Raw genomic sequence first — 25,455 nt, 5'->3', positions numbered from 1 at the left:
TTTGTCTGTTTGTTAGTCGTTTTTCTAAGTATGAGTTACTTTCTCCTTTAAGAAATAAAATCAAAAAATCGAAACGTTTTACATACCTTGTTTGTCTAACAGTTAGAAGAGAGGAGGGGCAGGATTGTGGCAGATATAAAGAAAGTGCAACGTGCGAAAAAGGGAAATCATAAAGTCTTTCAGGAGTTAATGGAGGAAGAAAAGATCAAGCTTTATAAAATGGCCTATATTTATATGAAAAACGAAGATGACGCGCTGGAAGTTTTTCAAGAAACAGTATGCAAAGCTTTTACCTCGATTAAAAACTTGAAGGATGAACGGTATTTTTCAACTTGGCTGACCCGCATTCTTATAAATACAGCAATTGATCTGTTAAAAAGAAAGAAAAGAGTTATTCCGATGGAAAGAGAGATTTTAGAAAGCAAGATGACTCTATATCAATCAAGTGAAAAAGATCCAGATTTACTTGAAGCAGTTTTGGAGCTTGATGAAAAATATAAAACGGTTTTAGTTCTGCGCTTTTACAAAGATTATACAGTTAAACAAATTGCTGAATTTTTGGATTGTCCACAAGGTACTGTGAAAACCAATATACATCGCGGGATCAACCTTTTAAAGGGAAAATTAAAGGAGGATTGTGTAAATGAGCAGCCAATGGCCAGATTTAAAAAAGGAAATGGATAATATATCGGTGCCAATGGATAAGCTTGATTCGATTATCACTAATACGATCAAAGAAAATCGGATCAAGAAATCGAAAAAGAAAATGGCTCTCTATTCGCTCGGTACAGCGGTAGCAGCCTTTGGGTTATTTATTGGATCAGCAAGTGTTTCTCCCACTATGGCAAAAATCGCCTCTAATATTCCAATCATCGGAACTTTTTTCAATGATGCTTGGGATGAGGGGTTAAGAATAGCGGGGAAGCAGGGCTTAACGCAAATTTTGGAGCAGTCCGCAAAGGATAATGGGATTACTTTAACAATAAATGAAGTTTTTTATGACGGTACACGATTTACATTAGGATATACGCAGGAATCATTGTTCGCGATTGGTGACCTCGAACGTCCGAATATTAAAGTAAATGGCAAGAATATTAACTTCAGTTCCGGCTACTCAGGAGATTTTGTTACTCCGCAGAAATATAAGGGGATTATTGATATTACCCCAACAGAGGAACTACCAGAAGAATTTGACATGAAAATAAGAATTGATGCAGTTGGCTCGATTCCAGGAAAGTGGGAGTTCGAATTTCCGGTGAAGCAATCGAATGAAGTGATAGTCATTCGACCACAGGAAGTAAAAATGATTGAACAGGCAGAAGTGCAAATTACTTCATTGAAGCTTGGTCCTGCGGGAACTAATCTTTCGGTGAAAATAATAAAAGATGAGGAAAATACGAGGGTTGATCCATATGCGCTGAATTTTTATATGATAGATGAGCAAGGAAATGTGTTAGACACTATAAGCGGAAGCGGCAGTGGAGACATAGAAAACGGCAAGGAAAAGGCAAAGCTTGATTTCCTCTATTCGCCTTTAAAAGAAGGAGTGAAAAAAGTTCGAGTCATTCCTTATATAAATCCAAAGTATGAGGGATTGGGAGAGGCATCGATACCTTTAGATGATCAAAGTTTACCTTTTGTAGTTGATCAAGGTGAATTTGAGAAGGTTTTTATTACAGACATAACATATTTAAAAGATAAGATGGTTGTATATTTTGATGTTCAAAGTGATGCCATTATCGAAAATAATTTATCAAGAAATCCGATATGGCTAGAAGATACGAACGGGAAACACCTAATGTCAAAGGATAAACCCTTCGCAGAACGCATCGAAGGAAACAAATTTAAACAAGAATTTGCAACTGGCAAGAAGAAAGGATTACTACTTAAAACCATTAAGTATCCAAACCCAATTACGTACGAAGAATTTGAAATTGAAATACCATAAATGAGATGGGCCATTTTCTAATTTAGAAAATGGCTCTTTATTATGGGAATGAACATCCAATTATTGAAACGACAAGGAAATTTAAACTGTATATAAAAGGCTATCGTGAAAAGTTATCTTAAGGTTGTTCTTTCCATTTTTGCTGGATTTTTATTATGATAAAGAACAATAGTAAAAAGTTTAGCAAAGATATATTCATTTTTGATGATGAAAGTAAGGGATATATCGGCGACTTTCGGGATATATCAGCGACATTCTGGATATATCGGCGACTTCCTGGATATATCAGCGACATTCCGAATATATCGGCGACTTCCCGGATATATCAGCGACTTCCTGGATATATCAGCGACTTCCCGGATATATCAGCGACATTCCGGATATATCAGCTACTTCCCGGATATATCGGCGACTTCCCGGATATATCAGCGACATTCCGGATATATGGGCGACTTCCCGGATATATCAGCGACATTCCGGATATATCAGCTACTTCCCGGATATATCGGCAACCTTTCCGATATATCTTTGAAAAATAATCGAACGAAATCATGATATCTTACCAATATATAGTGAAAGGAAGAAAGGAGGGAAGGATCAGATGGAATACCGAGATGAATATTCGCAAATTATTGAACGGATTCTGGCAGGAAATCATCAGGCATACGCAGAGCTATATGAAAATACAATTCAAGATGTCTATAAGAACGTATATTTTTTAATTGAAGAAAAAGCTGAAGCCGAAGATTTAGTACAGGAGATTTATATACAGTTATATAAATCACTCGGAAATTATGATAGGAATCAACCTTTTAGGCCATGGTTAATGGGGATTATGATTAAACAAATCCAAGCATATCGCCGAAAAAGATGGATGCGTTTCCGTATTATGCAAAAGGCAGAAGTAAATAAACAAATGATGATCGTTGATTTTTCCAATGATATCGTTGATCGAATGACAAATGAGCACCTTGTTCATTTGGTGAATGACTTGCCATTCAAGCTAAAGGAGGTCATCATTCTTCGGTATCTAAACGATTATTCTCAAGAGGAAGTAGCCAAAATATTAGAGATTCCTATTGGTACAGTTAAGTCAAGGATACATTCTGCTTTAAAAAAGCTTCGCACGAAGGGGCAAAACAATAAATTTTTCATAGAGAAAGCGAGGAATGCATAATGAATTTTGAAACTCAGTTAAAGGAATCTTTACAGGAAAAAGGAAGAGAACTGATTCCTTCGCCGGATTTAAAAGGAAAAGTGATGAGAAATATCACCACGGTAAATGGAAAATTTAAAAAGCGATTAGTAATGAGTTTGTTAGTCGCTTTGCTCGTTATCCCTACAAGTGCATTTGCCTATCAATCCTTTTTAGCCGATGAAATCTATCATTCATTTGAAAATGTAAAAAAACATATATCAAGTGCAGCGATGGAAGGATACTTACTTTTAAATGCAAAATTGTCACAGGCTAAAGGTGAATTAGGAAAAGAGGACTACGAAGAATTTAAAGAACAATTGAAAATAGTGGCTAATTCAAAAATCGAGTACGCAGATAAATTCGGGAATATTGATTATGCTCATGTTCCTGCTGAAAAGGCTGCCGAAATTAAGGGAGCATTACTAACAATACAGCCAATTTTTGATAAATTGAATGGGCAACCATCAAGTAAGGAGATTTTAGCTGCTGAGGAATATAATAAATACATCGATGCCCTTATGACATATGAGAAAGTATTGGCCCAAAGCGGAGTCAATCCAAGTGATGGACCTGTAGAAATGGATATGATTCTTCCAGATCTGCAATCAGAGTTTGAAGGAGCAAAGGATTTTATTAATTATGTGAATGAAATGCAACAATAGTAAGGAATGGGCTCCATTTATCTTAATGAATATAACCAGAAGCTGCCGATATCGGCAGCTTTTGTTTTTTGAAATAAAAAATAGTATCAACTTTAACGAGGTATGGAGCAAACTGTTCTTATTGTTCATTGGAAAGAATATTGGTATGCGATTCGTAAATTTATTTAGAAGAGAATCTAGATGAAAACAGAGAATCTTAATACTAACAAAAGATTCTTTTCATTCCATATCTGTCGGTTCAATTATTTGATCTTCAAATAAGTCAATAAATAAAGTTCCGCTGGAGGAAATAACAGCGTATTGGATATTTTTTAATTGAAGATTTCGCCGTTTTATTTCTTGATTCAGCCATTCAATTGAGTAGTGGTTGTTAAAATTTTTCCCAATAACTTTTCCATCCATAATTAGTTCTCTTGGAAGATTCATCGTTTGATTTAGCATGCTAGGGGTTAGGTCCCGTCTCGTAATCATTTGATATTTAGTTTTTTTCATAATAGAAAGCTTCCCGCTTATCTCTAAAATAGCAAATTCAATTTCAGATACATCAAAAATATCCTTTTCCCTAAGCTGCTGGGTTAAATCGTCTAAAGAATATTTTGCTTTTTTCATATTGCTATCGAGAATTTTTCCATTTTCAATAATGACGGTCGGCTGCCCAGATAGCCATTTTCTTAAATGTCTATTTCTTGATGAAATAAAGGAAATTAGAAAGTATATGAGCACAAGAGTAAGAAAGGCAGACATCATAGGGATGAATTTTAAGTTTGTATCAAACCCCATGTTGGCAATAAAGGAGCCTATCGTGATCGATAGTGCAAAATTATAATGATTGATATGTGAATTGATATGTTTTCCAACCCATAATGATACAAAAAGTAAGATGATAAAAGAGGCGCATGTTCGCAAAATCGTTTGTAAGATGATATCCAAATTCTTCATCCTTTTTTAATATGATCACTTTATTAATTTTAGCCAAACAACGGGTGAATCATAACAAGGAAAATGAACAGTTTGTTCATTGAGAGTTGGCTAAGCATCGAAAGAGTAAAGCCAATAATATAAAAGAGGTTAATTTGTCGGATGTATTTTGTTCATTACTAAGGTCTTTTTTCATAAAATTAAATGAAAATATGGGGCTGGAGGATGGGCATGATTACATCAAATCTTAAATCATTGAACCTTTTAGAATGCTGGTTTGAAAACGATCTAACGACAAGACAAAGAGCTGCATTTCCGTTCTACAAAAGCACAGGTACAAAGAATCTCTCCGTCGTTTATTTTGAAGTTGAGCCTGGAAATAGTCTTGGTACACATACTGATAGTGCAGAAGAAATTATTCTCGTTTTAGAAGGAAAAGCGGAAGCAACTGTAGACAATGAAAAAGGGGAATTAACAAAGGGTGAGATGGCTCTTATTCCTAATATGGTTCCTCACAATATCCGAAATATTGGTACCGAAACCTTAAAAGTCGTCGGCTTTTTTTCGAGTCCAAACGTAGTTTCGACATTTGTTGAGCCTCTAATGCCCATTAACCAGAAAGCCGTTGGAACGCCACCGATTGAAGGGGATCGCCTAATGACATGGAATGAAATCTTTAGTAAAATCGTTGGTAATTGAAGGAGAATCGCTAAAAAAGAATAATAATGAATAGGTGAAAAAAGTGGAGACTGTTCAGAAAGTCAGATTGACTTTCTGGACGGTCTTTTTTTAACTCAAAAGGAAACGAAAAAGCTGGTAAAATCGTCCAATTCAGTAAGGGGTGATCGTATGCGAAGAATAAGTATGTTTGTTTTTCTTTTAAGCATATTAACCGGCTGCCGTCATACACCTTTCAGTACTCAACGCACCAATTGCCTATAAATTTATCATGCAATTTGATGGAACCACTTATTTCTGGCATCCGTGGGACACAGCGATTCTATCAAGGGAGATGAGGGAATTTATAGGAAATAATTGACCCCCACGTTGGGACAAGGAGAGGGGGAATTGATGTAAAAACCCTTTCCTTTCTACTTTCTTTGAAAAAATACCGGAGCAGAGTCCACATTTTTCAACCACAGATGTTCTTTTCCATTCACTCCATCTGTCACCCACACATCCCCCTGGTCTGCCTTATCCGTCTTTCGATACCAAGTAATCATTGATTCGATGACTTGAGGGGCATGATCCAATTCATTTTTCTTTGGAAAGGTAATTTGCTTTTGTTCTCCTGAAATAATATTAATGGCGTAAAGAGCTGTAAACATCGTTGGGACAGGTCCTTCTTTCCATTCTTTGTTTTCTTTTGCACGGGCAACAATGACCTGGTCTGGCGAGACCCATTCGATATCAAGGTCGACAAAGCCTTTAGGGGTATATTCCTTTCGTTTGCTCATGACGGGAATGTCGGCAATGGTTGCATGCTTGTTTTCAACCCAAAATCTCCCTTCACCTGATATGAAGGCTAGTTGATTTTTGGCAGGAGCCCATTTGATCCAGTTTTCATACCAGAGCATCTTACCAATCACTTGGAAGTGGTCCCCTTTTGATGAAAGAACACATAATGTATTGTTATCATTGGAGATCGATGCAGTCGGCATGGCTAGAAAGCTTACCCATTTCCCGTCTGCACTCCATTTAAAATAAACAGCATCGATGGCAAATAATTGATCATTTGTTTGAATCGTATAAAATGGCTTAATTTTATTCACATTTAAATTGGCATCTGCTGCCACTTTAAAAAGATGAATAGGCTGCCATCCGGTGGGAAGCAAATTAGATTGGGATGAAACGATAAATTCTTTTCCATTGGGAAACCATTCAAAATCACTAACGCCAAGTGAGACGTTCTCAAAGCCTTGTGGCCGTCCATTTTTTGTCTTGGTCACGTTTAAGATTCCCCTTGAATTGTAAGCAAGCTGATTGGATATGGGTGACCATTTAAAATCTCTCGTTTCAATGGTTTCATATGGCTGGTATATTTCCTTTTTCTTTGAATCATACACATACAAATATGTATTCTTTTGCTGCTCATCCCCATCCAAATAGGCAATGAAGCGTCCGTCCATTGACCATTTTGGAGAGTATACATAGCGGCCTGTTGTCAGTTGAACTTCTTTATCGCTCTCTATAATCCACAGCTGATGATCCCGTATAAAAGCAGCTTTAAGCGGAACTTCAGCTGAAGCTCCCATTGAAAAATGAAAACTAATAAATATGATTGATAATAAAATCCTCAATGCCATTCATCATCCCTCCTTAGCATAGGATGTCCGTATCAATGGCTAAAATTCTATGATTAAGTGCAACTGGATTGCAAAATGCAATTCTCATCCAAAAGTCGTAGACCCCTCTCCAACCATTTCCGTAAAAGCTTTCATCCAACTTTCCGATTTCACGAGCGCTCTCTTTTTCTAAAATAAAAGTAAGAAAACTAAAGAAAGCGAGAGATTCATATGAACAATAAAATGGTTGTTATCATTACAGGCGCATCGAAAGGTCTTGGAAGAGCACTAACATTGGCATTTGCTAAACAAGGGGTGCGGCTCGCGATTTGTGCAAGAGGGGAAGCGATGCTGCGCAAGGTTGAGCAAGAAGCACGCGAGATTGGGGCAGAGGTCATTGCGGTGGATGCAGATGTCACTAATGTAAAGGATGTTAATCGTTTTGTATCGATTGTTGAGGAAACATTCGGAAGGATAGATATTTTAATTAATAATGCTTCAGTATTTGGACCGGGTCCGATGCTGCTGGCTGATTATCCGGATCATGATTTTGCTGAAGTGGTTAGAGCGAATGTGGTGAATCCTTTCCTTGTCACGAAGCGTGTATTGCCAGGCATGTTAATCCGAAATATAGGACGGATCTTAAATGTTACATCGGAAGCGGGGAAGACAGGGTTTGCCGAATGGGGTGCTTACGGGATTTCTAAGTTTGCCGTGGAAGGATTAACGCAAACATGGGCGGATGAGCTACAGGATACAGGTGTAAGTGTCGGGATGGTTGACCCCGGGGAAATGGATACAGAAATGCATGCGATTGCGGTTCTGGATTGTGACTATGAGCTTGGAAATCCTCATGAGGTTGCGGACGTATTTGTCCATCTTGCATTAAGCGAATCAGTGAAAGTGAATGGAAAGAGATTTGAGGCACAAGCGATTTTAGAAGAAAAAAGGGGGTCCCAACTATGACGCTCACTGCACGTCCATTCCAAGTCCATGAACACTTAAATGCAAATACGCCTGCCGAATATAGAGGAATACAGCGCGATCAAGTTCGTTTAATGGCGCTTGATTCAAAAACGGGGGAAAGCTTCCATCATCATTTTTACGAGCTAGATACTTATTTGCATGAGGGAGATTTGCTCGTCCTAAATAATAGCCGTACTCTTCCAGCTGTATTAAGAGGTAGAAGGGGCAGGCAATTAATTGAAATTCGTTTATCCCGAAAGTTATCTGAAAGTAAATGGGAAGCTCTCATCATAGAAGGAGAGTTATCAGTCGGAGAAAAGATTCATTTACCTGGAGACCTAACGGCGACGATTACTGGATTAGGAAACGAGGCACCGTTAGTTACCCTTACCTTTTCGAAAAGCGGATTAGAACTGATTGATGCGATTTATCGATACGGAGAGCCGCTGCACTATGAATATATTGAAACCCCTTGGCCGTTAGAGATGTATCAAACTGTTTATGCTTCTGTTCCGGGCTCTGTGGAAATGCCTTCTGCTGGAAGAGCCTTTTCATGGATGTTGCTTAATCAGTTGAAGAAAAAAGGAATAAACATCGCTTTTCTACAGCTTCATACAGGTTTAGGCTATTATGGAAACGACCGCTGGCCAAATCCAAGCAAACATGCTGAAGTATTTTGCGTTCCAGAGGAAACGGCAGAATTGGTCAACAACACGAAAAAAAATAATAGACGTGTCATTGCGGTAGGAACAACCGTCGTTCGGGCATTGGAAACAGCTGTTAATAAAGCTGGCAAAGTTGAAGCGATGGAAGGGATTACGAGTTTGTATGTTCAAAAAGGGTACCCCCTGAAAGCTGTTGACGGACTTATTACAGGTTTTCATGAACCGGAAGCAAGCCATCTTGATATGCTTTCAGCTATTATGGATGAAAATCTGCTTATGAAGGCTTACAGGGAGGCACTTGATGAAGGGTATCTTTGGCACGAGTTTGGCGATATGAATTTGATTTTGCCAATGGGAGCGAAAAGATGAAGTGGCATCATGCAGGCATTCAAGTCCGTCATTTAGCAGACGCGATTCAGTTTTATGAATCGATGTTCGATTTTAAAGTAGAGAAATATTTAACGTTGCCCGGGGAGAAAATTGCGTTTCTAAAAAAGGAAGAGGTAAGGATCGAACTAATCGAATCAGGAGAAATTCTAGTCCCTTCGAGCTCTATTCATCTTTCATGGGGGGTGGAGGATTTGGAGGTTTTGAAGGAAAGTTTGATAGAGAAGGGTCTTAACCCATCAGAAGGACCATACAAGTTGGAAAATGGCTGGATTACCGTTTTTTATGAGGGTCTTAATAATGAAGTAATTGAGATAATTCAATAATAAAAATGAAAAAGCATTCAGAGTACTGGCCTCGAATGCTTTTTCACTTCATTAATTAGGATAAACTTTCTGCACCCGCCCAATTTGTCCATCTGTGAGCCTAACTTTAATGCCGTGGGGATGAGTGTTCGATTTGGTGAGAACATCCTTCACGATGCCTTTAGTCAGCTTCCCTGTTTTTTGGTCCGCTTTTAAAACAATTTCAACAGTCAGTCCTGGCATTACGTCGTTACGATTTTGTCCATTCATTAGCTGCCCATTTTTCTGCGGGTATTGCTCGCTTTTTTTGTTTGCTGGCTTTTTAGCTTTTTGGTCGATAAATCGCCATTTGCTTTTCCTTTACCAGATGAGTTCTGATTCTTTTTCTTCTCAAGCTGCTGCTTCATTGCCTCCTGCAGGCTAATTTTCTTTTTAGGTGCTTCGGATTGATTGTTTTCAGTCATAGGAAATTCCGCCTTTTTAAATAATATAGTGAATTTAGTATAATCTATTTTCACTAGTTTGGGAAAGAATAACAGGGGAAAATTATCAAAGCGTTTCTTCAATCAAGAAAAAAGGAAACAAAGGGAGGAGAGCCCTCCCGTATATTCACTGCAGGTGAGTGGGTGAGTCTGACGAGTGATTTTTTAAAGTTTCAATAAATATATTATCTTGTTTGGAGGGTGTGGTGCTTTGATGATTTATATGACCATTTTGAATCAATTGAATTAGGTTTTGAATATCTTCTTTTGTCGCAGGCTGTTTTTCTTTTTTCAATGAATAACCTAATAGTCCGCTTGGTTCGATCGTGGCAAATTCCACATCGGTTATAGCAGAGATGCCTGATTGGCGAAGTCTCGATTCTAATTCATCGACAGGCATACGAAGCTTTTTTAAGTTCAACTCATTTAATGTTCCATTTTCGATCACGGGTATCGCTTTACCTGAAATGGCAGTTTCGGCGCGATTGAATTTCAATTGAATGTATTCCGAAATAACTAGGCAAAGAATGAATACGAAACCAACGACAAAGGTTGTCCATAAGCCCTTTCCCGTTACTGGCTTAATAATTAATGTTCCAAATGAGATCAGAATAACGGTTTGGGGAATGGTCATTTGCGAAATAGACATTCTTCCGCCAAATCTTAAAAGTAGAGTACTAACTGCAAAAATGAGAATGGTTTGCCAAATTAAATTGTAATCCATATGAAAACTCCTTATTGATATGAGGCAAGCTATTTTGAACTCATGGTTAGCTTCTCTTAAATATTCTATTGTATACATAATTTGGAACCACGCAATTATTGAAAAATTTTATGAAAAGAGTGAACAAAAAGAAGGTAGCCTTTCATTAAAAACAAAAAATATGGTTTTCTAAATGAACAAAAAAAGAAGGCATGTTTTATTAACAAATGCCTTCTTTTTAGTGATTTTCCCATACAAATTGCATTAATCTTCTTCAATATTGCTCTGTGTATGTTCAGCTATTATCTCATGAATTTCTGATTCTATTTTCTCAACATGGTCTTCACTGAGCTTTTGCATTGGCTGCGGGTGGAACCACTGAATTTCACCTTCGTGGACGAAGCCTTTAAATTCTTCCCCATCAACTTGCATCGTAAATGCTTGTCGTTCGTGCAGGCGATCTTCAAAGGCTGGCATTAATTCGAAATCTTCAATCCCGCTTGTAATCCCATATTTACTCATTAATGACTGAATCGCCGCTTCAATCTTGGCTACTTTACTTTCACCAACCATTTGTTTAGGGTGTGGGTGGAGCCAGATGATCTCGCCCTCATGGTAATGCCCTTTAAATTCATCCCCATCAACCTTAAATGTGAACGCATGACGCTCATGTGGACGGTCCTCGTAAAGTGTTTCTACCTCAAAATCTTCAATTACTGGTTTTTCCATTTTTTCTTCAGGCATTCTTAGCCTCCTCGTAGTCTTCTCCTAAAGTTATTTTTCAGCTTAAACTATATATTCATTCAATGCAACAAGAGGAAGCGAATTACCAAAAAAAGGCCCAGATTCTTTTTATCGAACTGGGCCGTTAGCTTTAGTATTTCCTTAAAGATTGAGGAGTACGATTAAACCATTTTTCGTTAATGAGCCGGTGACAATCGGCAAAAATACGTTCGATTACTTGGGTCGAATTAGCTAGGACGCGCACACTAAATCCGGGCACCTCAAGCCTTGATAAGCCAAATTTAATGTTTGCCTCTTCCGTTTTTATCATTTGATATATTTCATCGAGAAGATCGTTATCCGTTTGATCACCGATGACCATCATCGATCCTAGATGAGTATATCCTTCCATAAACCCTAATTCGGTTACTTTTTGCTGGGCAGGGTTAAGTTTAATATGATCGAAAACGCCAAGCTCTCCATCCAAATAAATCTCTGTTAATAATTGAATCGTATCATAGGTGAATTTATCGCCACTTGGTGACCACCCAGGAGTTAAAATATCTGTATAAAGAAATGTTGCTCCCTTTTCCATATGAACGACCGTTTTCTGCTTATAGCGGGCATGCTCATAAGCAATTAAAGGATCGGGGAGATATTCTAAAAAACTGCCTTTCTTTAGGATCATTTCTGTCTCCTGATAGGCATAATCATTTGGCGTTTTATACACCTTTGTTGCCGATTGGGTTGTTAATGTTGCTTTCGCGCCTTCATCAATCGAGAATTTCATGCTATACCGGTCGCCGTCTAAATAGCCGCCGCCCGGGTTTAAAAGATAATAGCAAACCTGTCCTGAATTATCATGGTAAACCGGTCGCATGACTTTAAATGCGCCTTGGAAGTACACATTTTTCGCGACCGTTTTTCCTTGTCTGTCTTCAAGATCTAAAGATAACACGCCTGTCCAATTTGTCATCTTACTCTAATCCTTTTAATAAAGCATGCTTCTTAATCCAGTCGATCACATCAGATAGACCTTCATCCTTTTTCAAGTTTGTGAAGAAGAATGGCTTATCTCCACGGAAAACCTTTGTATCTTCAGCCATGACTTCAAGGCTCGCACCGACAAACGGAGCAAGGTCTGTTTTGTTAATGATGAATAAATCCGATTTAATCATCCCTTGTCCGCCTTTACGAGGAATTTTCTCCCCTTGGGCTACGTCAATAATATAAATAGAGAAATCTACTAATTCCGGACTAAAAGTGGCTGCTAGATTATCCCCGCCGCTTTCTACGAAAATAAGCTCAAGATCTGGATGGCGCTCAACTAGCTCATCAATCGCAGCAAAGTTCATTGATGCATCTTCACGAATCGCTGTATGAGGACATCCGCCAGTTTCAACACCAATGATGCGATCTTCTGACAATACTCCGTTTTGCATTAAAAACTTTGCATCCTCTTTTGTGTAAATATCGTTCGTAACAACCGCCATTTTAATTTCATCTGCCATATGTCGGGTTAATTTTTCGACTAACATTGTTTTTCCTGCTCCGACAGGACCTCCAACTCCGATTCTAATTGCTTCCATATAGAACACTTCCTTTATTGCATATTAATCAAGTTAAGACATAAAAATTCTTATATTTACGCGTTCATGATTCATTTGTGACAGTTCCAATCCTGGGGACACAATGCCGAAATCCTCTTCAGGAAGCTGAAGGATTTTCTCCACTGCCTGCATTAGTTCAGATTGACATTGATGGGTAATCTTTTGTCCGGCTGTTTGTCCTAACGGAATGGCACGGACCGCGTTTTGAATCTGACTGGAAATAGCTGAATACAAATAATAAAGAATGGCCTCCTGCTTTGTAACTCCAAGGCCATGAGCAACCATTGCAAAAACGATAGCAGGGTGGCCGAATGATTGTTTTTTTGTAATTCTCTCGTGATATTTCGCAAGAATAGGCATTTCATAGAGAGATTCTGTGAGCTTGAGCATTCGTGTTCCGATCATTTGTGTTCCTTGCCGAGTTTCTCTCGGCAAGTTTTGAACAGTAATAAGACGATCGAGGTCCCAAATTTTTTGCAAATCATCTGCACTAAGAGCGTCAAATGTCATACGGCAAGCAAGCCCATCAGTATAAATCAGCTGTTCATGCAAATAAACTTGGAGCCACTCGTAAAAAGTCTTTGAATCTTTCACTTTATCTTCCTGGATGTAGCTTTCTAAGCCAAAGGAATGGCTGAAAGCACCTGTAGGAAAATTCGAGTCGCATAGCTGTAATAATGATAGAATCCGATTATCCATGACTATGACCTATATGGCGGAATGCTTGCTTCACTTTGCGGTCTTCTCGTTTATAAGGAATTTCAAGCTCTTGCAGCAGCTCTTCAACTAAATAGTCATATTGAACGAGCATATCATTCTCCTCAAATTGAGCTGGGAGATGGCGATTCCCAAGTTGATGAGCGATCGTACCCATTTCCTTAATGCTTCGAGGGCTGATGACAAGCAGATCATCTGTCAGCACATCGATGATAATCATATTTTTATCGTCCATGTGTAAGACATCGCCCGCTAAAAGGTCTTTTGGTTCTTTTAAGCGAATGCCGAGCTCATTGCCATGATCCGTTTTTACTCTTTGAATACGTTTCACTAAATGTGCACTTTCTAAGTAAACTTTTTCGATATGGCGTTTTTTTATTTCTTCTTGATCCATCTTTTCAATGTTTGTAACAACCTTTTCAATTATCAATCTTTTCACCTCAGAATAAGAAATATCGCTGTCCCATTGGCACTGTATCCACTGGGTCACATGTTAGCAGCTCACCGTTAACTCTAACCTCATAAGTTTGCGGATCTACGGTTATATCAGGTGTTTCGGAATTTAATTTCATATCCTTTTTAGATAGAGTCCGAATTCCGCCAACAGGAAGAATCAATTTTTTCAGTCCAAGCTTTTCATGAACACCATCATCAAAGGCAGCTTGAGAGATGAAGGTTACTGAGCTTTTCGATAAGGCTGTTCCGAATTGGGCATACATCGGTCTGTAAATATAAGGCTGTGGAGTTGGGATTGAAGCATTTGCATCCCCCATGAGCCCAGTAACAGCAAGCCCATTTTTAAGAACCATTTCAGGTTTTACGCCAAAGAAGTTTGGTGACCAGATCACTAAATCTGCCATTTTCCCAATTTCGATTGAACCGACATGTTTGGAAATTCCATGTGTAATCGCTGGGTTAATCGTATATTTTGCAATATAGCGTTTCGCACGGTTATTATCTGCATATTGACTGTCACCAAGCATAATGCCTCTTTGCTTTTTCATTTTATCAGCGACCTGCCATGTACGCAGGACGACTTCTCCAACGCGGCCCATCGCCTGAGCGTCAGAGCTGACCATACTAAACACACCCATATCTTGAAGAATATCTTCCGCGGCAATGGTCTCTCTTCTAATCCTTGAATCGGCAAACGCGATATCTTCCGGAACAGAAGGGTTTAAATGATGGCAAACCATGACCATATCAAGATGTTCGTCAATTGTATTAACGGTATAAGGGAGGGTTGGGTTTGTTGATGAGGGCAGGATGTTATGGTATCCCGCAGATTTGATTAAATCGGGGGCATGTCCTCCGCCAGCTCCTTCTGTATGATACATATGCAGTACACGGTCTTTTACAGCAGCCATTGTCGTTTCCATAAATCCACTTTCGTTCAATGTATCTGCGTGCAGGGCAACTTGAATATCATATTCGTCTGCAGTTTTTAAAGCATAGTCAAGGGATGAACCAGTTGCTCCCCAATCTTCGTGTACCTTTAATCCAATAACTCCAGCTTTTACTTGCTCCGCTAAAGGCGCGATGGATGCTGCATGTCCTTTGCCTGTAAAGCCAACGTTAATAGGAAGCCCTTCAGCTGCTTCTAACATGCGATGAATATTCCATTCGCCTGGAGTAACTGTTGTAGCCCGTGATCCTGCTGCCGGACCTGTTCCTCCTCCAATTAATGTTGTTGTACCAGATGTTAAAGCTGTTTGCACTTGTTCTGGATTAATAAAGTGCACATGCGTATCGATGGCACCAGCTGTCACGATTAAGCCTTCTCCAGCAATAATTTCAGTTGAAGCACCAATGATAATATCAACATTGTTCATAATAAGCGGGTTTCCACTTTTTCCGATGCCAGAAATTTTGCCATCCTTAATCGCTAAATCTGCTTTATATATTCCTGTGTAATCAAAAATAACGACGTTTGTAATGACTGTATCTGCTACACCTTCACCGCGTGTTGCTAGAGGGTGTTGCCCCATACCGTCACGAATCACTTTCCCGCCGCCAAATACTACTTCTTCTCCGTAAGTTGTATAATCTTTTTCAATTTGAATAAAAAGGTCAGTATCTGCTAGACGGATGGAGTCGCCAGTTGTTGGCCCGTACATTTCAGCATACTGTTTTCTGGACATTTTAAAACTCATTTATTTTCCCCACTTTCTAATGAGCCATCTACTTTATTATTGAAACCGTATACGCGGCGTTCGCCGGCAAAATCAATAAGCTGGATTTCCTTTTCATCTCCAGGCTCAAAGCGTACAGCAGCTCCGGCAGGAATATTTAATCTTTTCCCGTAAGCTTTGTCCCTCTCAAATTGAAGAGCATCGTTCACTTCGTAAAAATGGAAGTGCGAGCCTACTTGAACAGGGCGGTCCCCTGTATTTGTTACAGAAATAATAAAGACTTCTTTACCTTCATTAATGATAATATCATCCTCTTTTAGGACGTATTCTCCTGGCTGCATTGACATATCCTCCTTGTTTATACGTTAATAAATATAAATTGTCAGCGAAGAAGTTGATTCGACGTAGATTCTAATTTTAGGAATTAAGTACGACGGACAGGATGTCCTAGTCGGGCGAATGCCACAGGACGTGGCGGCCATGAGCGCGATAAGTGCAACTATACCTCTGTCTTCGCCTTTTCAAGGCTTGCCAATCGGCAAGTTTTCTTTATCGAATTGGACTATGTACTGTGACTAATTTCGTTCCATCTGGAAACGTCGCTTCAACCTGAATATCGTTAATCATTTCAGGGATTCCGTCCATGACATCTTCTCTTGATAGAATAGTCGCGCCATACTCCATAAGCTCGGCGACTGTTTTCCCATCTCTTGCCCCTTCCATTACTTCATAGGTAATAAGGGCTACTGCTTCCGGATGGTTTAATTTTAATCCTCTCTCCTTCCGGCGTCTGGCAAGATCCGCAGCCACAACAATCATGAGTTTGTCAATTTCACGCGGCAATAAGTGCATTCTATAACCTCCCTCTATTAGTATAGAAAAATAAAAAACTCCCATTTAGGGAGTTCGGCGGTTTTTCCTTAAAAACTATCATACTGTCAATAAATTTCCTTTAAAACCGCGGTTTTACCCCTCTAAGATGGATAATAGCATAAAGAAAAGATTCCAGACAAGGGGACAGGCTTCGGGGAAGAAATTTTTTTGCGTAAGTACGGTTTTGGGGCAAAAAAACAGGAAATTTGACCTACTTTTCGTGAAAAGAAAAAATTGATGAGAGGTAGCTGCCCGTACTTTTTCAAAATAATGCTTGGTAGATATAAGGGATTGAATGTTATATAATGCACTAAGTAAAAACATATGATTTTAAGAGGAAGGCGTGGGACCCTTTGGCTGATCAGGAACTGAATGTTGTTGAGCATTTGGATGAATTACGAAAAAGATTAATAATTTCCGTTTTGGCTTTCATGATATTTCTTGTAGTAGGATTTGTTTTTGTTAAAGATATCTTTCTCTTTTTCCTGGGGGATCTTGATTATAAACTAATTGTTCTCGGACCAAGCGATATTATGTGGGTTTACTTCCGAATCGCAACAGTCATTGCCTTAGCTGGCACAATCCCTGTTACAGCATGGCAACTCTGGCTATTTGTAAAGCCGGGATTAAAGCAGTTAGAAAGAAAAGCTGCCTTATTGTATATCCCCCCGATGTTTTTTCTGTTTCTTGGCGGTTTAGCATTTGGCTATTATTTTATTTTTCCTAATATCATGTCGTTTCTACTTAATTTAGGAGAAGACTTAATGACTGCTTCCTTTACAGCGGAAAAATATATTAGTTTTTTAATCAATATGACGCTACCTTTTGGTATTGCTTTTGAATTACCGCTTGTTTCCATGTTCTTAACGACTTTAGGTTTAATCAATCCGTATAAAATTGTCAGATTCAGAAAGTATGTGTATTTCATTCTGGTTATCATCGCTAGTATGATTTCACCACCCGAGTTCATTTCGCATATTTTGGTAGCTATCCCGTTAATTCTATTATTTGAAATTAGTATCCTATTATCAAAAATGGTCTATCAACGAAGAAAGAGACATGAACAAGAGGAGCCGGAAAATGATCTATGATCTATTCCTATTAGTTTCGTAAAATGTTGTCTAATATGTAAGTATCATTGACAAATTAACAACGAAATCTTATATTATACTTAGACACATACATATAGGATTTCATTAGGCTAGGCAGTTGTGCGAATAGCTGTGAATATTTTTTTTATAATCTCTTTTTTATTGAAATGAGCCTTTATCTCTCCTTGTTGGGAAATAAAGGCTCTTTTTACTTTTAGGCTCAATACTCATTACGTCCATGTGAGCGTGCCGAATCAAGAGAAATTTCGAGGCGGGACTTCAACTTTTAGCAAGAAAGGGAGGGGATTCTTTGAGTTTTTTCAAAAAAATGGATTATTTATTAGTGATAGCTGTCGTTTTTTTAAGCTTATTTGGGCTAATAATGATTTTTAGTGCAAGCTACCCTTTAGCAATATGGGATCTCGATCCCCCTAGGTATTTTTTTACGAAGCAATTGCAATTTTTCGGGATCGGATTAGTGTTATTTGCTTTCACTTGCATCTTTCCATTTCGCGTATACGGAAAGTTGAGTCCAATTTTTGTCATTCTATCCATAATTCTTTTGATCGCTGTGATGATTCCTGGGATAGGGGTGGAACGGAATCATTCGCAAAGGTGGCTGCAAATCGGATCGTTTGTTTTCCAGCCAACCGAAGCGGTTAAGCTCGCGATGATTATTTATTTTGCCTATATTTATGCGAAAAAGCAGGAATATATTGATCATTTTTGGAAGGGTGTCATGCCTCCGCTTTTTATTTTAGGTCTTGTTTTCATGCTTATTTTGAAACAGCCAGATTTAGGAACGGCTACGATCATCCTCTTACCTTGCGGGTTTATTTTGTTTTGTTCGGGAGCACGAAAGATCCATCTAGTTTTATTAGGAAGTATCGCTCTTGGGGGAATTGCTTTCCTTGCAGTGACGAGTCCGTATCGTTTGGAGCGACTTTTTTCCTTTCACAATCCCTTTGCTGACCCAGACGGAAATGGGTACCAATTAGTTAATTCCTATTATGCAATCTCATCTGGCGGGTTTTGGGGAAGAGGGTTAGGAAATAGTATTCAGAAGCTTGGCTATCTACCTGAGGCTCATACGGATTTTATCATGTCGATTATTATGGAGGAGCTTGGAATCTTTGGATTATTGATCGTCATTTGCTCCTACCTTTTTATCATGTATCGTGGGATTCGTATTGCTCAATATTCTACTCAGCCATTTCCGAAATTGTTAGCAATAGGGCTTACTTTTCAATTGATTGTCCAAGCGATCTTTAATTTAGGAGCGGTCAGCGGTCTTCTCCCAATTACAGGTGTTCCTCTCCCGTTTATTAGTTACGGTGGTACCTCGTTAATTATGATGCTAATCACTGCGGGTATTTTGGTAAATTTGTCGCGTTATACGAATAAAGTAGAAAATAAGAAAAAACATCCAAGTGTTGAGGCTAATTGACAAATTGTCAATATCCGATTATATTTTTTAGTGATCGTTTAAATAGTTATTTTGTATTTGAAATAGAGTACTAAATATGTAGTGATTGTGGTTGTTTTTAGCCGTATGAATGCGCATATGGCGTATATTTAACTAAGCCAAAATGAAAGGAAGCTGGGTATGTCTGAAGGTGAAAAAAACGATCGACTTGGATCCGTATTAAAAGATTTATTAAAACAGAAATCATTTTCCATGAGAAAACTTAGTGCGCTCACTGGTATTGATACGGCAACGATTTCACGGATCATTAACGGCAAACGAAAAGCCACTCCTGGCCATTTACAAAAGTTCGCAGATTGCTTAGATGTGCAGGCTGCGGCTTTATTTTCGGCAGCTGGTTATATAAATGAGGAAAAGCAGGAAAAGGTCTATGCAAATGATATTTACCAATCGGCTGAAAGTGTCCAATATATCCTTGAATCTACGAATCTAGTAAATAAAAAGTTTTCGATTGAAAGTGTGGAAAACGAATTACTGACATATCAGCAATTTTCCCAGACGGAAGAGGGGAAAGAAACAATTCTAATTGGTTTCGAGGAAAAAGTAAAAAAGTTAGGCAGTGTAGGACCGATTGTCAACCAATTGCAGAATATGTTTGATGAATTTTGCTCAATGAAGGCATCGCCACAACATTTGGCGATAATCGGAGGCGCCTTGTTATATTTTATTTTCCCAGTAGATGTGATTCCCGATTATCTTCTTCCAGTTGGGTATTTGGATGATGCCATTGCGGTAAAGCTTGTGCTAGGTGGCCTCAAGGCGAAATAGTCGTTATGCAGCTATGAAAAAAGAAGAGGTGGGGATGTATAGATGAATTATGAATTATTTAAAGCAATTAATCAGCTAGCAGGGAATCACCCGTTCATGGATCAGTTCATGGTGTTTGTTACGGAGAAAGCCTTGATTATTTTTGCACTCGTCTTATTGTCTATGTGGTTTTTTGGCAATGAAAAAAATAAATATACGGTTGTCTATGCTACTCTTACTGGAGTTCTAGGATTGTTTATTAATTTTATTATTAGTCAGATTTATTTCGAACCTCGTCCGTTTGTTACTCATTCGGTGAATATGTTAATCCCGCATGCAGCGGATGCATCTTTTCCAAGTGATCATACGACGGGGGCGTTTGCCTTAGCATTAGGTATTTTATTATGGAATAGAAAAGTGGGCATTGCGGCTGTTTTGTTTGCAGCCTTAACAGGATTTTCCCGTATTTACGTAGGACATCATTATCCGTTTGATGTGCTTGGAAGTATCGTTGTTGGTATCGCAGCTAGCTTATTAGTTTATAAGCTTTCTCCTTTTCTTAAGCCTATTCCAAGCACAATTATTAGCATCTATCGCCGATTAACGGGCACTAAGACATCCGCATCAAGAAGTAGAGAAAGCAAAAAATTCTAAGCGGGATGTCCAACTGTCCGTAAAGGCCCGACGACGGACACGAAGTCCAAGTCAGGCGAGAGCCATAGGACAAGGAATACTACGGCAGTAATACATCGCACCACCAAAAGCAAGGCTTTTGGGAGGACGTGGCGCTTTGAGCGTGATAAGTTCAACTAACATTCAGTGGGGAAATTACGCTCCACTGAATGAAGTTTCACTTTATAACAAAATACCGGTCGTTCCTAAAAATAAACCTTTTGAGAAGGATGGCAGGAATTTCTAACTGGTAAATACTCACGATATGGTGGAAAGAATGAATTCAGAAACAAATTGGTATAGAAGATTAGATGGGACAATTCTTTTTATTTTGCTCTCTTTTTTTATTGTAAGCTTATTTTTTATTTATAGCAGTCAGCAAACGGGACAATATGGTGCTCAAAATTTCTCCATGAAACAGGGGGTTAATTATCTTATCGGGTTTGCTCTTTTATTCATTGTGGCCAGGCTGGATATGGATCAGATTGAACGGATTGCTTGGCCGTCTTATATCGTTTTCTTTTTCTCCCTTGTTTTTTTGAAGATTGCTCCAGAATCAATTGCCTATCCGGTATATGGGGCAAAAAGATGGTTTCAGATCCCGATTGTAGGCTCGATTCAGCCATCTGAGTATTTTAAAATCGCCTTGATTCTCGTTGCTGCCCGGATCATGGCTAAACATAATTCTCTTCATACTTATAGAACATTGAGCACTGATTTATTATTAGTAGGAAAAATTCTCTTAGTGACCATTCCGCCTTCTTTGTTTGTTTATTCACAGCCCGATACGGGAATGGTTATGTTATACTTGATCGCCATTGGAAGCATGCTGTTTTTGGCAGGTATCAATAAAAAGATACTTGCTGGGTTTATTATTTCCTCTCTACTTTTTGTAGGATTGCTCGTATATTTGTATTTCTTTCAGCCGGATGTGATTTATAAACAATTAATCCCTTTACTGAAACCCCACCAACAGGAGAGAGTGATCGGCTGGCTAGACCCGACAGGAAATAGTAATGAGGCCTATCAAGCGGGGAAGTCCCTACTAGCCGTTGGCAGCGGCGAAATGTTTGGTAAAGGATTGATGCAAGGGAATGTGTACATCCCTGAAAAGCATACCGATTTTATTTTTGCTACCGTCGCCGAAGAGGGAGGATTTGTTCTTGCATCTATCGTTGTCACCTTGTTCTTTCTGCTTATGTACAGAATTGTGATCATCGGGCACTCCTCGGAAACCCCATTTGGCACATATATTTGTGCAGGAATTGCCTTTAGTTTAACGGCTCAAATTTTCCAAAACATCGGAATGGTAATCGGCATTATGCCTGTTAAAGGAATCTCTCTGCCCTTTTTAACATACGGAGGAAGCTCCTTATTCTCCAATATGATCATAATGGGGATTATCTTATCCATTAGAAAAACGTATGGACAGTATATGTTTTCGAATAAAAATGAAAACTCTTAAGTGGACTAATCAAAGGGACGGTTCTCCTGCTTCTGAAGCAGGAGAACCGTCCCTTTGATTTAGCCAACTCCAAAATCCTTGAAATGTCTCTAAGAAAACTACAGTTTAATATCTGCATTTTTAAGAACAATATAAATAAAATAGTTCTTGGAGGCGTTACAGTGGAGGAAAGGACAAATAACAATCAAGTATTTGCACTTATTAAAAAGGGAAATAAATCCTCTGCCGTTGCAGCCATTGGGAATGCAATTATAGCAGGAGCCAAAGCCATTGCCTTTGTTATCAGCGGGAATGGAGCGATGTTTGCCTCTACGATGCATTCTCTTGCGGATGCAGTCAATCAAGGATTTGTATTTGTAGGCAGTGTCCTTTCTGAGTTAAAACCGACTCGCAAATTTCCTACTGGCTTTGGCAGGGTCATCAATATTTTCTGTATGATTGCTGTTATAGTAGTCACCATCATGGCCTATGAAACGATTAAAGAAGGCTGGCATTTACTTAAACATCCTGTAAAAAATACAGGAGGATTTTGGATTAGTATGATTGTGTTAATCATCAACCTAGTAATCGATGGTGCGATCTTAGTGAAGGCAATGAAAGAGATATTAAAAGAAGCAAGAGTTGAAAATATTAATGGCTTGGGGATTGTATCAGGAGCATTGAAAAATGTCGGCAGAGCGGCACCGCCCACACGCTTAGTTTTTTACGAAGATATCGTGGCGGTTACAGGTGCATTTTTAGCGTTAATGGCAGTCGTTGTGACCTCTTTTACAAGCTTTCTAGCAATTGATGGGATAGCTACAATTCTTATCGGCTTTCTCATGATCGGCGTCGCATTTCGAGTTGGATATGATAATATGGTCGGCCTAATTGGAGTAGCCGCTCCGCAGGAAATAGTGGATAGAGTTCAGAATGCGATATTTAGTGATTCGGAAGTCACCGATATAAGTGCTCTTCGAATATTGCAGGAAGGCCGGTATTACCATGTTGAGGGAATCATTGAATTAAGACCGGGGCTCGCCCTCTCTGTTGCAGACGATATTAAGTTTCGAGTGCAGGATAAACTGTTGACAGATCCAGATATAACTGATGTGACTCTAGGAATTATTGAAGATGACGAAAAGCAGGATTGGCCCCGAGAAAGCTTGAATGGATTGACAAAATGACAATCGTGAGAAATAGATAAAAATCCGAGTTCCATATTGACTCGGATTTTTATGATGAGGCTAGGGATAGAAATCTGTCCTTAGTCTCAAGTCTCATTCAGGCTCTCCACTTAAAAAACTTTGCCCCAACAGCAAATGTTACGATTCCCCATAATACAAGCACACCGATATTTACCCAAAAGCCCGAGTTCATAATGCCGATGTCATAAACCATGCTGTCACGAATCCCGTTAGCAAAGTAAGTGAGCGGGGAGATGACCGCAATGGGTTTAACATAGCTAGGCAGTATGGATAATTCGAAAAAGATTCCGCTTAAGAACATCATAAGTAAGCTGAAAATATTCGCTAACCCCATATAGCCGTCCATTGATTTCGTAAAAGCTGAAATCATAAAGCCAAAAGCAGAAAAGGTAATCGTTCCAATGATAAAGACGATGAGAAAAGAAAGAATATTTAAATGTAAAGAAGCTTTAAAAAAGAATACGCCAATGCAAGTAAGAAGGATAATTTGAATGATGGACAGAATAAGGCGAACTAACGTCTGGCTTAGACCAAATTTACCCATAGAAATAGGGGTTAGCATTAAGCGTTTTAAAAGCCCATTACGGCGCATTTCAATCATACCGACCATACCAAATAGCCCAGCTTGCCCGATGGATAATGCAATCATTCCAGTAAAAAGGAAATCCACATATTTCAGCTGATCGCTACCAGATGAAATATAGTTCGTCTGCAAAGAAAGCTGAGGACTTATATCTGCTATTCGATAGTTCATTTCTTGTAAAACACCGTTAAGAATACCGCCCATGGCTTGATTTAGTATGGAATTTTCTTTTTCTTTATTTAATAGAAGTTCTACACTCTTTGCTTCAAAATTATTTGGAAGCACAATAGCGGCATCAATCTTTTTTTCTTTTAGCCACTCTTCAGCCACTGTTCGGCTAACTGGAGAGTCCTTTTCCCATGTAAGTACTGGGATTTGCTTGAGGATGAATTGGAATCCTTCAGCTATTTCATTAGGCTCTTCCATAACTGTTACAATATGAGCCTCAAAGGTTGATTCGCCATCACTGGAACCACCAAATATAGTTAGGAAAATAACCATAAGCAAAACGGGAAATGCGATAGACCAGCCCCATACTGCTTTTTCGCGGAACGTTGATTTGAAATTTGCCTCAAAGAGCTTACGAAACTGTTTCATTGATTAGTCCCTCCACTCTTTCCCTGTAAATGCAATAAAAACATCCTCGAGGCTTAAATCTTTAATTCCAATCTGCCTTACCTCGATTTGATTTTCTGTTGTGTATTTAAAGAGTTGATACAATGATTCTTCTGAACTTGTTGTTGAAAATAGGAGTACGTTCTGTTCGGAATGCACTTTAGTTACTCCGGGATAGTCTTTAACCACTTGAACCATATTCTGAGCTTCTTTCATGCTTGAAGGAAAAGTCAGGTGAATTTCACGTTCTTTTGCTAAAAGCTGAATCAAGTTCTGTGGCGTATCGAGAGCGATAATTTTCCCTTGGTCAACAATACAGACCCGGTCACTTAGCTTTTCGGCTTCTTCCATATAATGCGTTGTTAAAATAGTTGTTTTTCCTAAGCCTTTCAGTTTGAGGATAATATCCCATAGGTTTCTACGTGCTTGTGGGTCCAGCCCTGTTGTCGGTTCGTCTAGGAATAAGATGTCAGGATCATTTACCAATGCAATTCCAATCGCCAGCCGTTGCCGTTGCCCGCCAGATAAGGTTTTTACAAATTTTTTTCGATGGTCGCCTAGATTAATAAAATCCAAGATTTCCTCAATGGGTCGCGAGCGTTCATAAAACCCAGCAAACACATCCAAACTTTCATAAACTGTGAGCAGATCGAATAGAGCGCTCGTTTGCGGCTGAACACCAATCATTTGCTTAATTCGCTTTGAATCACTTTTCCAGTTCAATCCCTTTAGTTGGATGTCTCCGTTATCTGGCGTTTGTAGCCCCTCAATCATCTCCAGTGTCGTTGTTTTCCCGGCACCATTGGGACCAATGATCGTAAATATTTCTCCAGCTTCTACGGAAAAGCTAATTGAATCTACAGCGACAACTGATTGAAACGTCTTTCGAAGTTCCTTCACTTCCAAAATGGGCAATTCAATACCCCCTTTGTAATCAAACAAAAAATTCATACCCAGGTTAATTGTATTCTTTTAGAAATTGGAATTATGCTCTCTTTATGCGAAACAAATAATAAAAAGTTGGCATAAAATTTG

The 25,455-nt window shown here is 38.9% G+C and carries 29 protein-coding genes; 14 read left to right on the top strand and 15 right to left on the bottom strand.

Going from position 1 to position 25,455, the window contains the following annotated elements; translation table 11 throughout:
- Positions 1–126: 126 nt before the first annotated feature.
- The 4 genes from F7731_RS14085 (at position 127) to F7731_RS14070 (ending at position 3,808) form a co-directional block, all read left to right on the top strand.
- Positions 127–684 (top strand): sigma-70 family RNA polymerase sigma factor, encoded by a 558-nt coding sequence (locus F7731_RS14085; RefSeq protein WP_151535425.1) that lies wholly within the window; start codon positions 127–129, stop codon positions 682–684.
- Positions 644–1,948: a DUF4179 domain-containing protein gene (locus F7731_RS14080; RefSeq protein ID WP_151535424.1), complete on the top strand. Its 1,305-nt coding sequence runs from the start codon at positions 644–646 to the stop codon at positions 1,946–1,948. The genes F7731_RS14085 and F7731_RS14080 overlap by 41 nt, the downstream gene beginning before the upstream one ends.
- 601 nt (positions 1,949–2,549) lie before the next feature.
- Positions 2,550–3,125 (top strand): sigma-70 family RNA polymerase sigma factor, encoded by a 576-nt coding sequence (locus F7731_RS14075; protein WP_151535423.1) that lies wholly within the window; start codon positions 2,550–2,552, stop codon positions 3,123–3,125.
- Entirely contained in the window at positions 3,125–3,808 is a 684-nt protein-coding gene (locus F7731_RS14070) for a DUF3600 domain-containing protein (protein WP_151535422.1), read from the top strand. Before F7731_RS14075 ends, F7731_RS14070 begins: the two co-directional genes overlap by 1 nt.
- A gap of 219 nt (positions 3,809–4,027) precedes the next feature.
- Here F7731_RS14070 and F7731_RS14065 read toward each other — a convergent pair whose 3' ends face one another.
- Positions 4,028–4,747: a DUF421 domain-containing protein gene (locus tag F7731_RS14065; protein WP_246197216.1), complete on the bottom strand. Its 720-nt coding sequence runs from the start codon at positions 4,745–4,747 to the stop codon at positions 4,028–4,030.
- 210 nt (positions 4,748–4,957) lie between these two features.
- On the opposite strand from F7731_RS14065, the gene F7731_RS14060 reads away from it, so the two are divergent.
- Entirely contained in the window at positions 4,958–5,425 is a 468-nt protein-coding gene (locus tag F7731_RS14060; protein WP_170289707.1) for a cupin domain-containing protein, read from the top strand.
- A 392-nt stretch (positions 5,426–5,817) separates the two neighbouring features.
- Here the strand turns inward: F7731_RS14060 and F7731_RS14055 are convergent, their stop codons facing one another.
- A complete protein-coding gene (locus F7731_RS14055; protein ID WP_151535419.1) occupies positions 5,818–7,032 on the bottom strand; it encodes an eIF2A family protein in 1,215 nt (404 codons plus the stop codon).
- 210 nt (positions 7,033–7,242) lie between these two features.
- Between F7731_RS14055 and F7731_RS14050 the strand changes: the two genes are divergently transcribed.
- From F7731_RS14050 to F7731_RS14040, 3 genes are read left to right on the top strand one after another with little or no spacing between them, the layout of a single operon-like run.
- Entirely contained in the window at positions 7,243–7,977 is a 735-nt protein-coding gene (locus F7731_RS14050) for an SDR family NAD(P)-dependent oxidoreductase (protein ID WP_151535418.1), read from the top strand.
- The gene (locus tag F7731_RS14045; RefSeq protein WP_151535417.1) at positions 7,974–9,011 is read left to right on the top strand and encodes an S-adenosylmethionine:tRNA ribosyltransferase-isomerase; all 1,038 of its coding nucleotides are present in this window, start codon (positions 7,974–7,976) and stop codon (positions 9,009–9,011) included. The genes F7731_RS14050 and F7731_RS14045 overlap by 4 nt, the downstream gene beginning before the upstream one ends.
- Positions 9,008–9,355 (top strand): VOC family protein, encoded by a 348-nt coding sequence (locus tag F7731_RS14040; RefSeq protein WP_151535416.1) that lies wholly within the window; start codon positions 9,008–9,010, stop codon positions 9,353–9,355. The genes F7731_RS14045 and F7731_RS14040 overlap by 4 nt, the downstream gene beginning before the upstream one ends.
- Before the next feature lie 51 nt (positions 9,356–9,406).
- On the opposite strand, the gene F7731_RS14035 is transcribed toward F7731_RS14040, so the two are convergent.
- The 11 genes from F7731_RS14035 to F7731_RS13985 form a co-directional block, all read right to left on the bottom strand.
- Complete coding sequence (locus tag F7731_RS14035) at positions 9,407–9,604, bottom strand: YwbE family protein (protein WP_151535415.1); 198 nt, start codon at positions 9,602–9,604, stop codon at positions 9,407–9,409.
- A complete protein-coding gene (locus F7731_RS14030; protein WP_151535414.1) occupies positions 9,604–9,798 on the bottom strand; it encodes a hypothetical protein in 195 nt (64 codons plus the stop codon). The genes F7731_RS14035 and F7731_RS14030 overlap by 1 nt, the downstream gene beginning before the upstream one ends.
- Before the next feature lie 145 nt (positions 9,799–9,943).
- Positions 9,944–10,540 (bottom strand): DUF421 domain-containing protein, encoded by a 597-nt coding sequence (locus tag F7731_RS14025; protein WP_151535413.1) that lies wholly within the window; start codon positions 10,538–10,540, stop codon positions 9,944–9,946.
- A gap of 243 nt (positions 10,541–10,783) precedes the next feature.
- Positions 10,784–11,263 carry a hypothetical protein gene (locus F7731_RS14020; RefSeq protein ID WP_151535412.1) on the bottom strand — a complete coding sequence of 160 codons (480 nt, stop codon included), beginning with the start codon at positions 11,261–11,263 and terminating at the stop codon, positions 10,784–10,786.
- Positions 11,264–11,393: 130 nt separating this feature from the next.
- Positions 11,394–12,218 carry an urease accessory protein UreD gene (locus F7731_RS14015; protein ID WP_151535411.1) on the bottom strand — a complete coding sequence of 275 codons (825 nt, stop codon included), beginning with the start codon at positions 12,216–12,218 and terminating at the stop codon, positions 11,394–11,396.
- A 1-nt stretch (position 12,219) separates the two neighbouring features.
- Positions 12,220–12,831: an urease accessory protein UreG gene (ureG, locus tag F7731_RS14010; protein WP_151535410.1), complete on the bottom strand. Its 612-nt coding sequence runs from the start codon at positions 12,829–12,831 to the stop codon at positions 12,220–12,222.
- A gap of 33 nt (positions 12,832–12,864) precedes the next feature.
- Positions 12,865–13,551, bottom strand: a complete 687-nt coding sequence (locus F7731_RS14005) for an urease accessory protein UreF (RefSeq protein WP_151535409.1) — start codon at positions 13,549–13,551, stop codon at positions 12,865–12,867.
- Positions 13,544–13,999: an urease accessory protein UreE gene (ureE, locus tag F7731_RS14000; RefSeq protein ID WP_151535408.1), complete on the bottom strand. Its 456-nt coding sequence runs from the start codon at positions 13,997–13,999 to the stop codon at positions 13,544–13,546. Before ureE ends, F7731_RS14005 begins: the two co-directional genes overlap by 8 nt.
- A gap of 10 nt (positions 14,000–14,009) precedes the next feature.
- Positions 14,010–15,722 (bottom strand): urease subunit alpha, encoded by a 1,713-nt coding sequence (gene ureC / locus F7731_RS13995; RefSeq protein WP_151535407.1) that lies wholly within the window; start codon positions 15,720–15,722, stop codon positions 14,010–14,012.
- A complete protein-coding gene (gene ureB, locus F7731_RS13990; protein WP_151535406.1) occupies positions 15,719–16,042 on the bottom strand; it encodes an urease subunit beta in 324 nt (107 codons plus the stop codon). The genes ureC and ureB overlap by 4 nt, the downstream gene beginning before the upstream one ends.
- A gap of 208 nt (positions 16,043–16,250) precedes the next feature.
- On the bottom strand, positions 16,251–16,553 hold the full coding sequence (locus tag F7731_RS13985) for an urease subunit gamma (protein WP_151535405.1): 303 nt from the start codon (positions 16,551–16,553) through the stop codon (positions 16,251–16,253).
- 374 nt (positions 16,554–16,927) lie between these two features.
- Here F7731_RS13985 and tatC point away from each other — a divergent pair, with 374 nt between their 5' ends.
- The 6 genes from tatC to F7731_RS13955 all read left to right on the top strand — a co-directional run bounded on the left by tatC (position 16,928) and on the right by F7731_RS13955 (position 23,201).
- Positions 16,928–17,665: a twin-arginine translocase subunit TatC gene (gene tatC, locus F7731_RS13980; RefSeq protein WP_151535404.1), complete on the top strand. Its 738-nt coding sequence runs from the start codon at positions 16,928–16,930 to the stop codon at positions 17,663–17,665.
- Positions 17,666–17,993: 328 nt separating this feature from the next.
- Entirely contained in the window at positions 17,994–19,112 is a 1,119-nt protein-coding gene (gene ftsW, locus F7731_RS13975; RefSeq protein WP_151535473.1) for a putative lipid II flippase FtsW, read from the top strand.
- A gap of 159 nt (positions 19,113–19,271) precedes the next feature.
- Positions 19,272–19,919: a DUF1232 domain-containing protein gene (locus F7731_RS13970; RefSeq protein ID WP_151535403.1), complete on the top strand. Its 648-nt coding sequence runs from the start codon at positions 19,272–19,274 to the stop codon at positions 19,917–19,919.
- 42 nt (positions 19,920–19,961) lie between these two features.
- Positions 19,962–20,552 carry an undecaprenyl-diphosphatase gene (locus F7731_RS13965; protein ID WP_151535402.1) on the top strand — a complete coding sequence of 197 codons (591 nt, stop codon included), beginning with the start codon at positions 19,962–19,964 and terminating at the stop codon, positions 20,550–20,552.
- Between the two features lie 295 nt (positions 20,553–20,847).
- The gene (locus F7731_RS13960) at positions 20,848–22,035 is read left to right on the top strand and encodes an FtsW/RodA/SpoVE family cell cycle protein (protein WP_151535401.1); all 1,188 of its coding nucleotides are present in this window, start codon (positions 20,848–20,850) and stop codon (positions 22,033–22,035) included.
- A gap of 161 nt (positions 22,036–22,196) precedes the next feature.
- Positions 22,197–23,201, top strand: coding sequence for a cation diffusion facilitator family transporter (locus F7731_RS13955; RefSeq protein ID WP_246197215.1), 1,005 nt, complete (start codon positions 22,197–22,199; stop codon positions 23,199–23,201).
- 97 nt (positions 23,202–23,298) lie between these two features.
- Here F7731_RS13955 and F7731_RS13950 read toward each other — a convergent pair whose 3' ends face one another.
- Positions 23,299–24,402 carry an ABC-2 transporter permease gene (locus F7731_RS13950; protein ID WP_151535399.1) on the bottom strand — a complete coding sequence of 368 codons (1,104 nt, stop codon included), beginning with the start codon at positions 24,400–24,402 and terminating at the stop codon, positions 23,299–23,301.
- 3 nt (positions 24,403–24,405) lie between these two features.
- Positions 24,406–25,335: an ABC transporter ATP-binding protein gene (locus tag F7731_RS13945; RefSeq protein ID WP_151535398.1), complete on the bottom strand. Its 930-nt coding sequence runs from the start codon at positions 25,333–25,335 to the stop codon at positions 24,406–24,408.
- Positions 25,336–25,455: the final 120 nt, after the last annotated feature.

This window comes from Cytobacillus depressus (assembly GCF_008923245.1).
Lineage (GTDB): Bacteria > Bacillota > Bacilli > Bacillales > Cytobacillaceae > Cytobacillus > Cytobacillus depressus.
The sequence above is the reverse complement of the archived record's forward strand: the minus strand, read 5'-3'. Positions and strand labels throughout refer to the sequence as shown.

What these genes read in the sequence shown, in the direction of transcription:
- F7731_RS14080 (WP_151535424.1), top strand. Translation starts at nt 644, where the DNA reads ATGAGCAGCCAATGGCCAGATTTAAAAAAGGAAATGGATAATATATCG.
- F7731_RS14075 (WP_151535423.1), top strand. Translation starts at nt 2,550, where the DNA reads ATGGAATACCGAGATGAATATTCGCAAATTATTGAACGGATTCTGGCA.
- F7731_RS14070 (WP_151535422.1), top strand. Translation starts at nt 3,125, where the DNA reads ATGAATTTTGAAACTCAGTTAAAGGAATCTTTACAGGAAAAAGGAAGA.
- F7731_RS14065 (WP_246197216.1), bottom strand. Translation starts at nt 4,747, where the DNA reads ATGAAGAATTTGGATATCATCTTACAAACGATTTTGCGAACATGCGCC.
- F7731_RS14060 (WP_170289707.1), top strand. Translation starts at nt 4,958, where the DNA reads ATGATTACATCAAATCTTAAATCATTGAACCTTTTAGAATGCTGGTTT.
- F7731_RS14055 (WP_151535419.1), bottom strand. Translation starts at nt 7,032, where the DNA reads ATGGCATTGAGGATTTTATTATCAATCATATTTATTAGTTTTCATTTT.
- F7731_RS14050 (WP_151535418.1), top strand. Translation starts at nt 7,243, where the DNA reads ATGAACAATAAAATGGTTGTTATCATTACAGGCGCATCGAAAGGTCTT.
- F7731_RS14045 (WP_151535417.1), top strand. Translation starts at nt 7,974, where the DNA reads ATGACGCTCACTGCACGTCCATTCCAAGTCCATGAACACTTAAATGCA.
- F7731_RS14040 (WP_151535416.1), top strand. Translation starts at nt 9,008, where the DNA reads ATGAAGTGGCATCATGCAGGCATTCAAGTCCGTCATTTAGCAGACGCG.
- F7731_RS14035 (WP_151535415.1), bottom strand. Translation starts at nt 9,604, where the DNA reads ATGAATGGACAAAATCGTAACGACGTAATGCCAGGACTGACTGTTGAA.
- F7731_RS14030 (WP_151535414.1), bottom strand. Translation starts at nt 9,798, where the DNA reads ATGACTGAAAACAATCAATCCGAAGCACCTAAAAAGAAAATTAGCCTG.
- F7731_RS14025 (WP_151535413.1), bottom strand. Translation starts at nt 10,540, where the DNA reads ATGGATTACAATTTAATTTGGCAAACCATTCTCATTTTTGCAGTTAGT.
- F7731_RS14020 (WP_151535412.1), bottom strand. Translation starts at nt 11,263, where the DNA reads ATGCCTGAAGAAAAAATGGAAAAACCAGTAATTGAAGATTTTGAGGTA.
- F7731_RS14015 (WP_151535411.1), bottom strand. Translation starts at nt 12,218, where the DNA reads ATGACAAATTGGACAGGCGTGTTATCTTTAGATCTTGAAGACAGACAA.
- ureG (WP_151535410.1), bottom strand. Translation starts at nt 12,831, where the DNA reads ATGGAAGCAATTAGAATCGGAGTTGGAGGTCCTGTCGGAGCAGGAAAA.
- F7731_RS14005 (WP_151535409.1), bottom strand. Translation starts at nt 13,551, where the DNA reads ATGGATAATCGGATTCTATCATTATTACAGCTATGCGACTCGAATTTT.
- ureC (WP_151535407.1), bottom strand. Translation starts at nt 15,722, where the DNA reads ATGAGTTTTAAAATGTCCAGAAAACAGTATGCTGAAATGTACGGGCCA.
- ureB (WP_151535406.1), bottom strand. Translation starts at nt 16,042, where the DNA reads ATGCAGCCAGGAGAATACGTCCTAAAAGAGGATGATATTATCATTAAT.
- F7731_RS13985 (WP_151535405.1), bottom strand. Translation starts at nt 16,553, where the DNA reads ATGCACTTATTGCCGCGTGAAATTGACAAACTCATGATTGTTGTGGCT.
- ftsW (WP_151535473.1), top strand. Translation starts at nt 17,994, where the DNA reads ATGGATTATTTATTAGTGATAGCTGTCGTTTTTTTAAGCTTATTTGGG.
- F7731_RS13970 (WP_151535403.1), top strand. Translation starts at nt 19,272, where the DNA reads ATGTCTGAAGGTGAAAAAAACGATCGACTTGGATCCGTATTAAAAGAT.
- F7731_RS13965 (WP_151535402.1), top strand. Translation starts at nt 19,962, where the DNA reads ATGAATTATGAATTATTTAAAGCAATTAATCAGCTAGCAGGGAATCAC.
- F7731_RS13960 (WP_151535401.1), top strand. Translation starts at nt 20,848, where the DNA reads ATGAATTCAGAAACAAATTGGTATAGAAGATTAGATGGGACAATTCTT.
- F7731_RS13950 (WP_151535399.1), bottom strand. Translation starts at nt 24,402, where the DNA reads ATGAAACAGTTTCGTAAGCTCTTTGAGGCAAATTTCAAATCAACGTTC.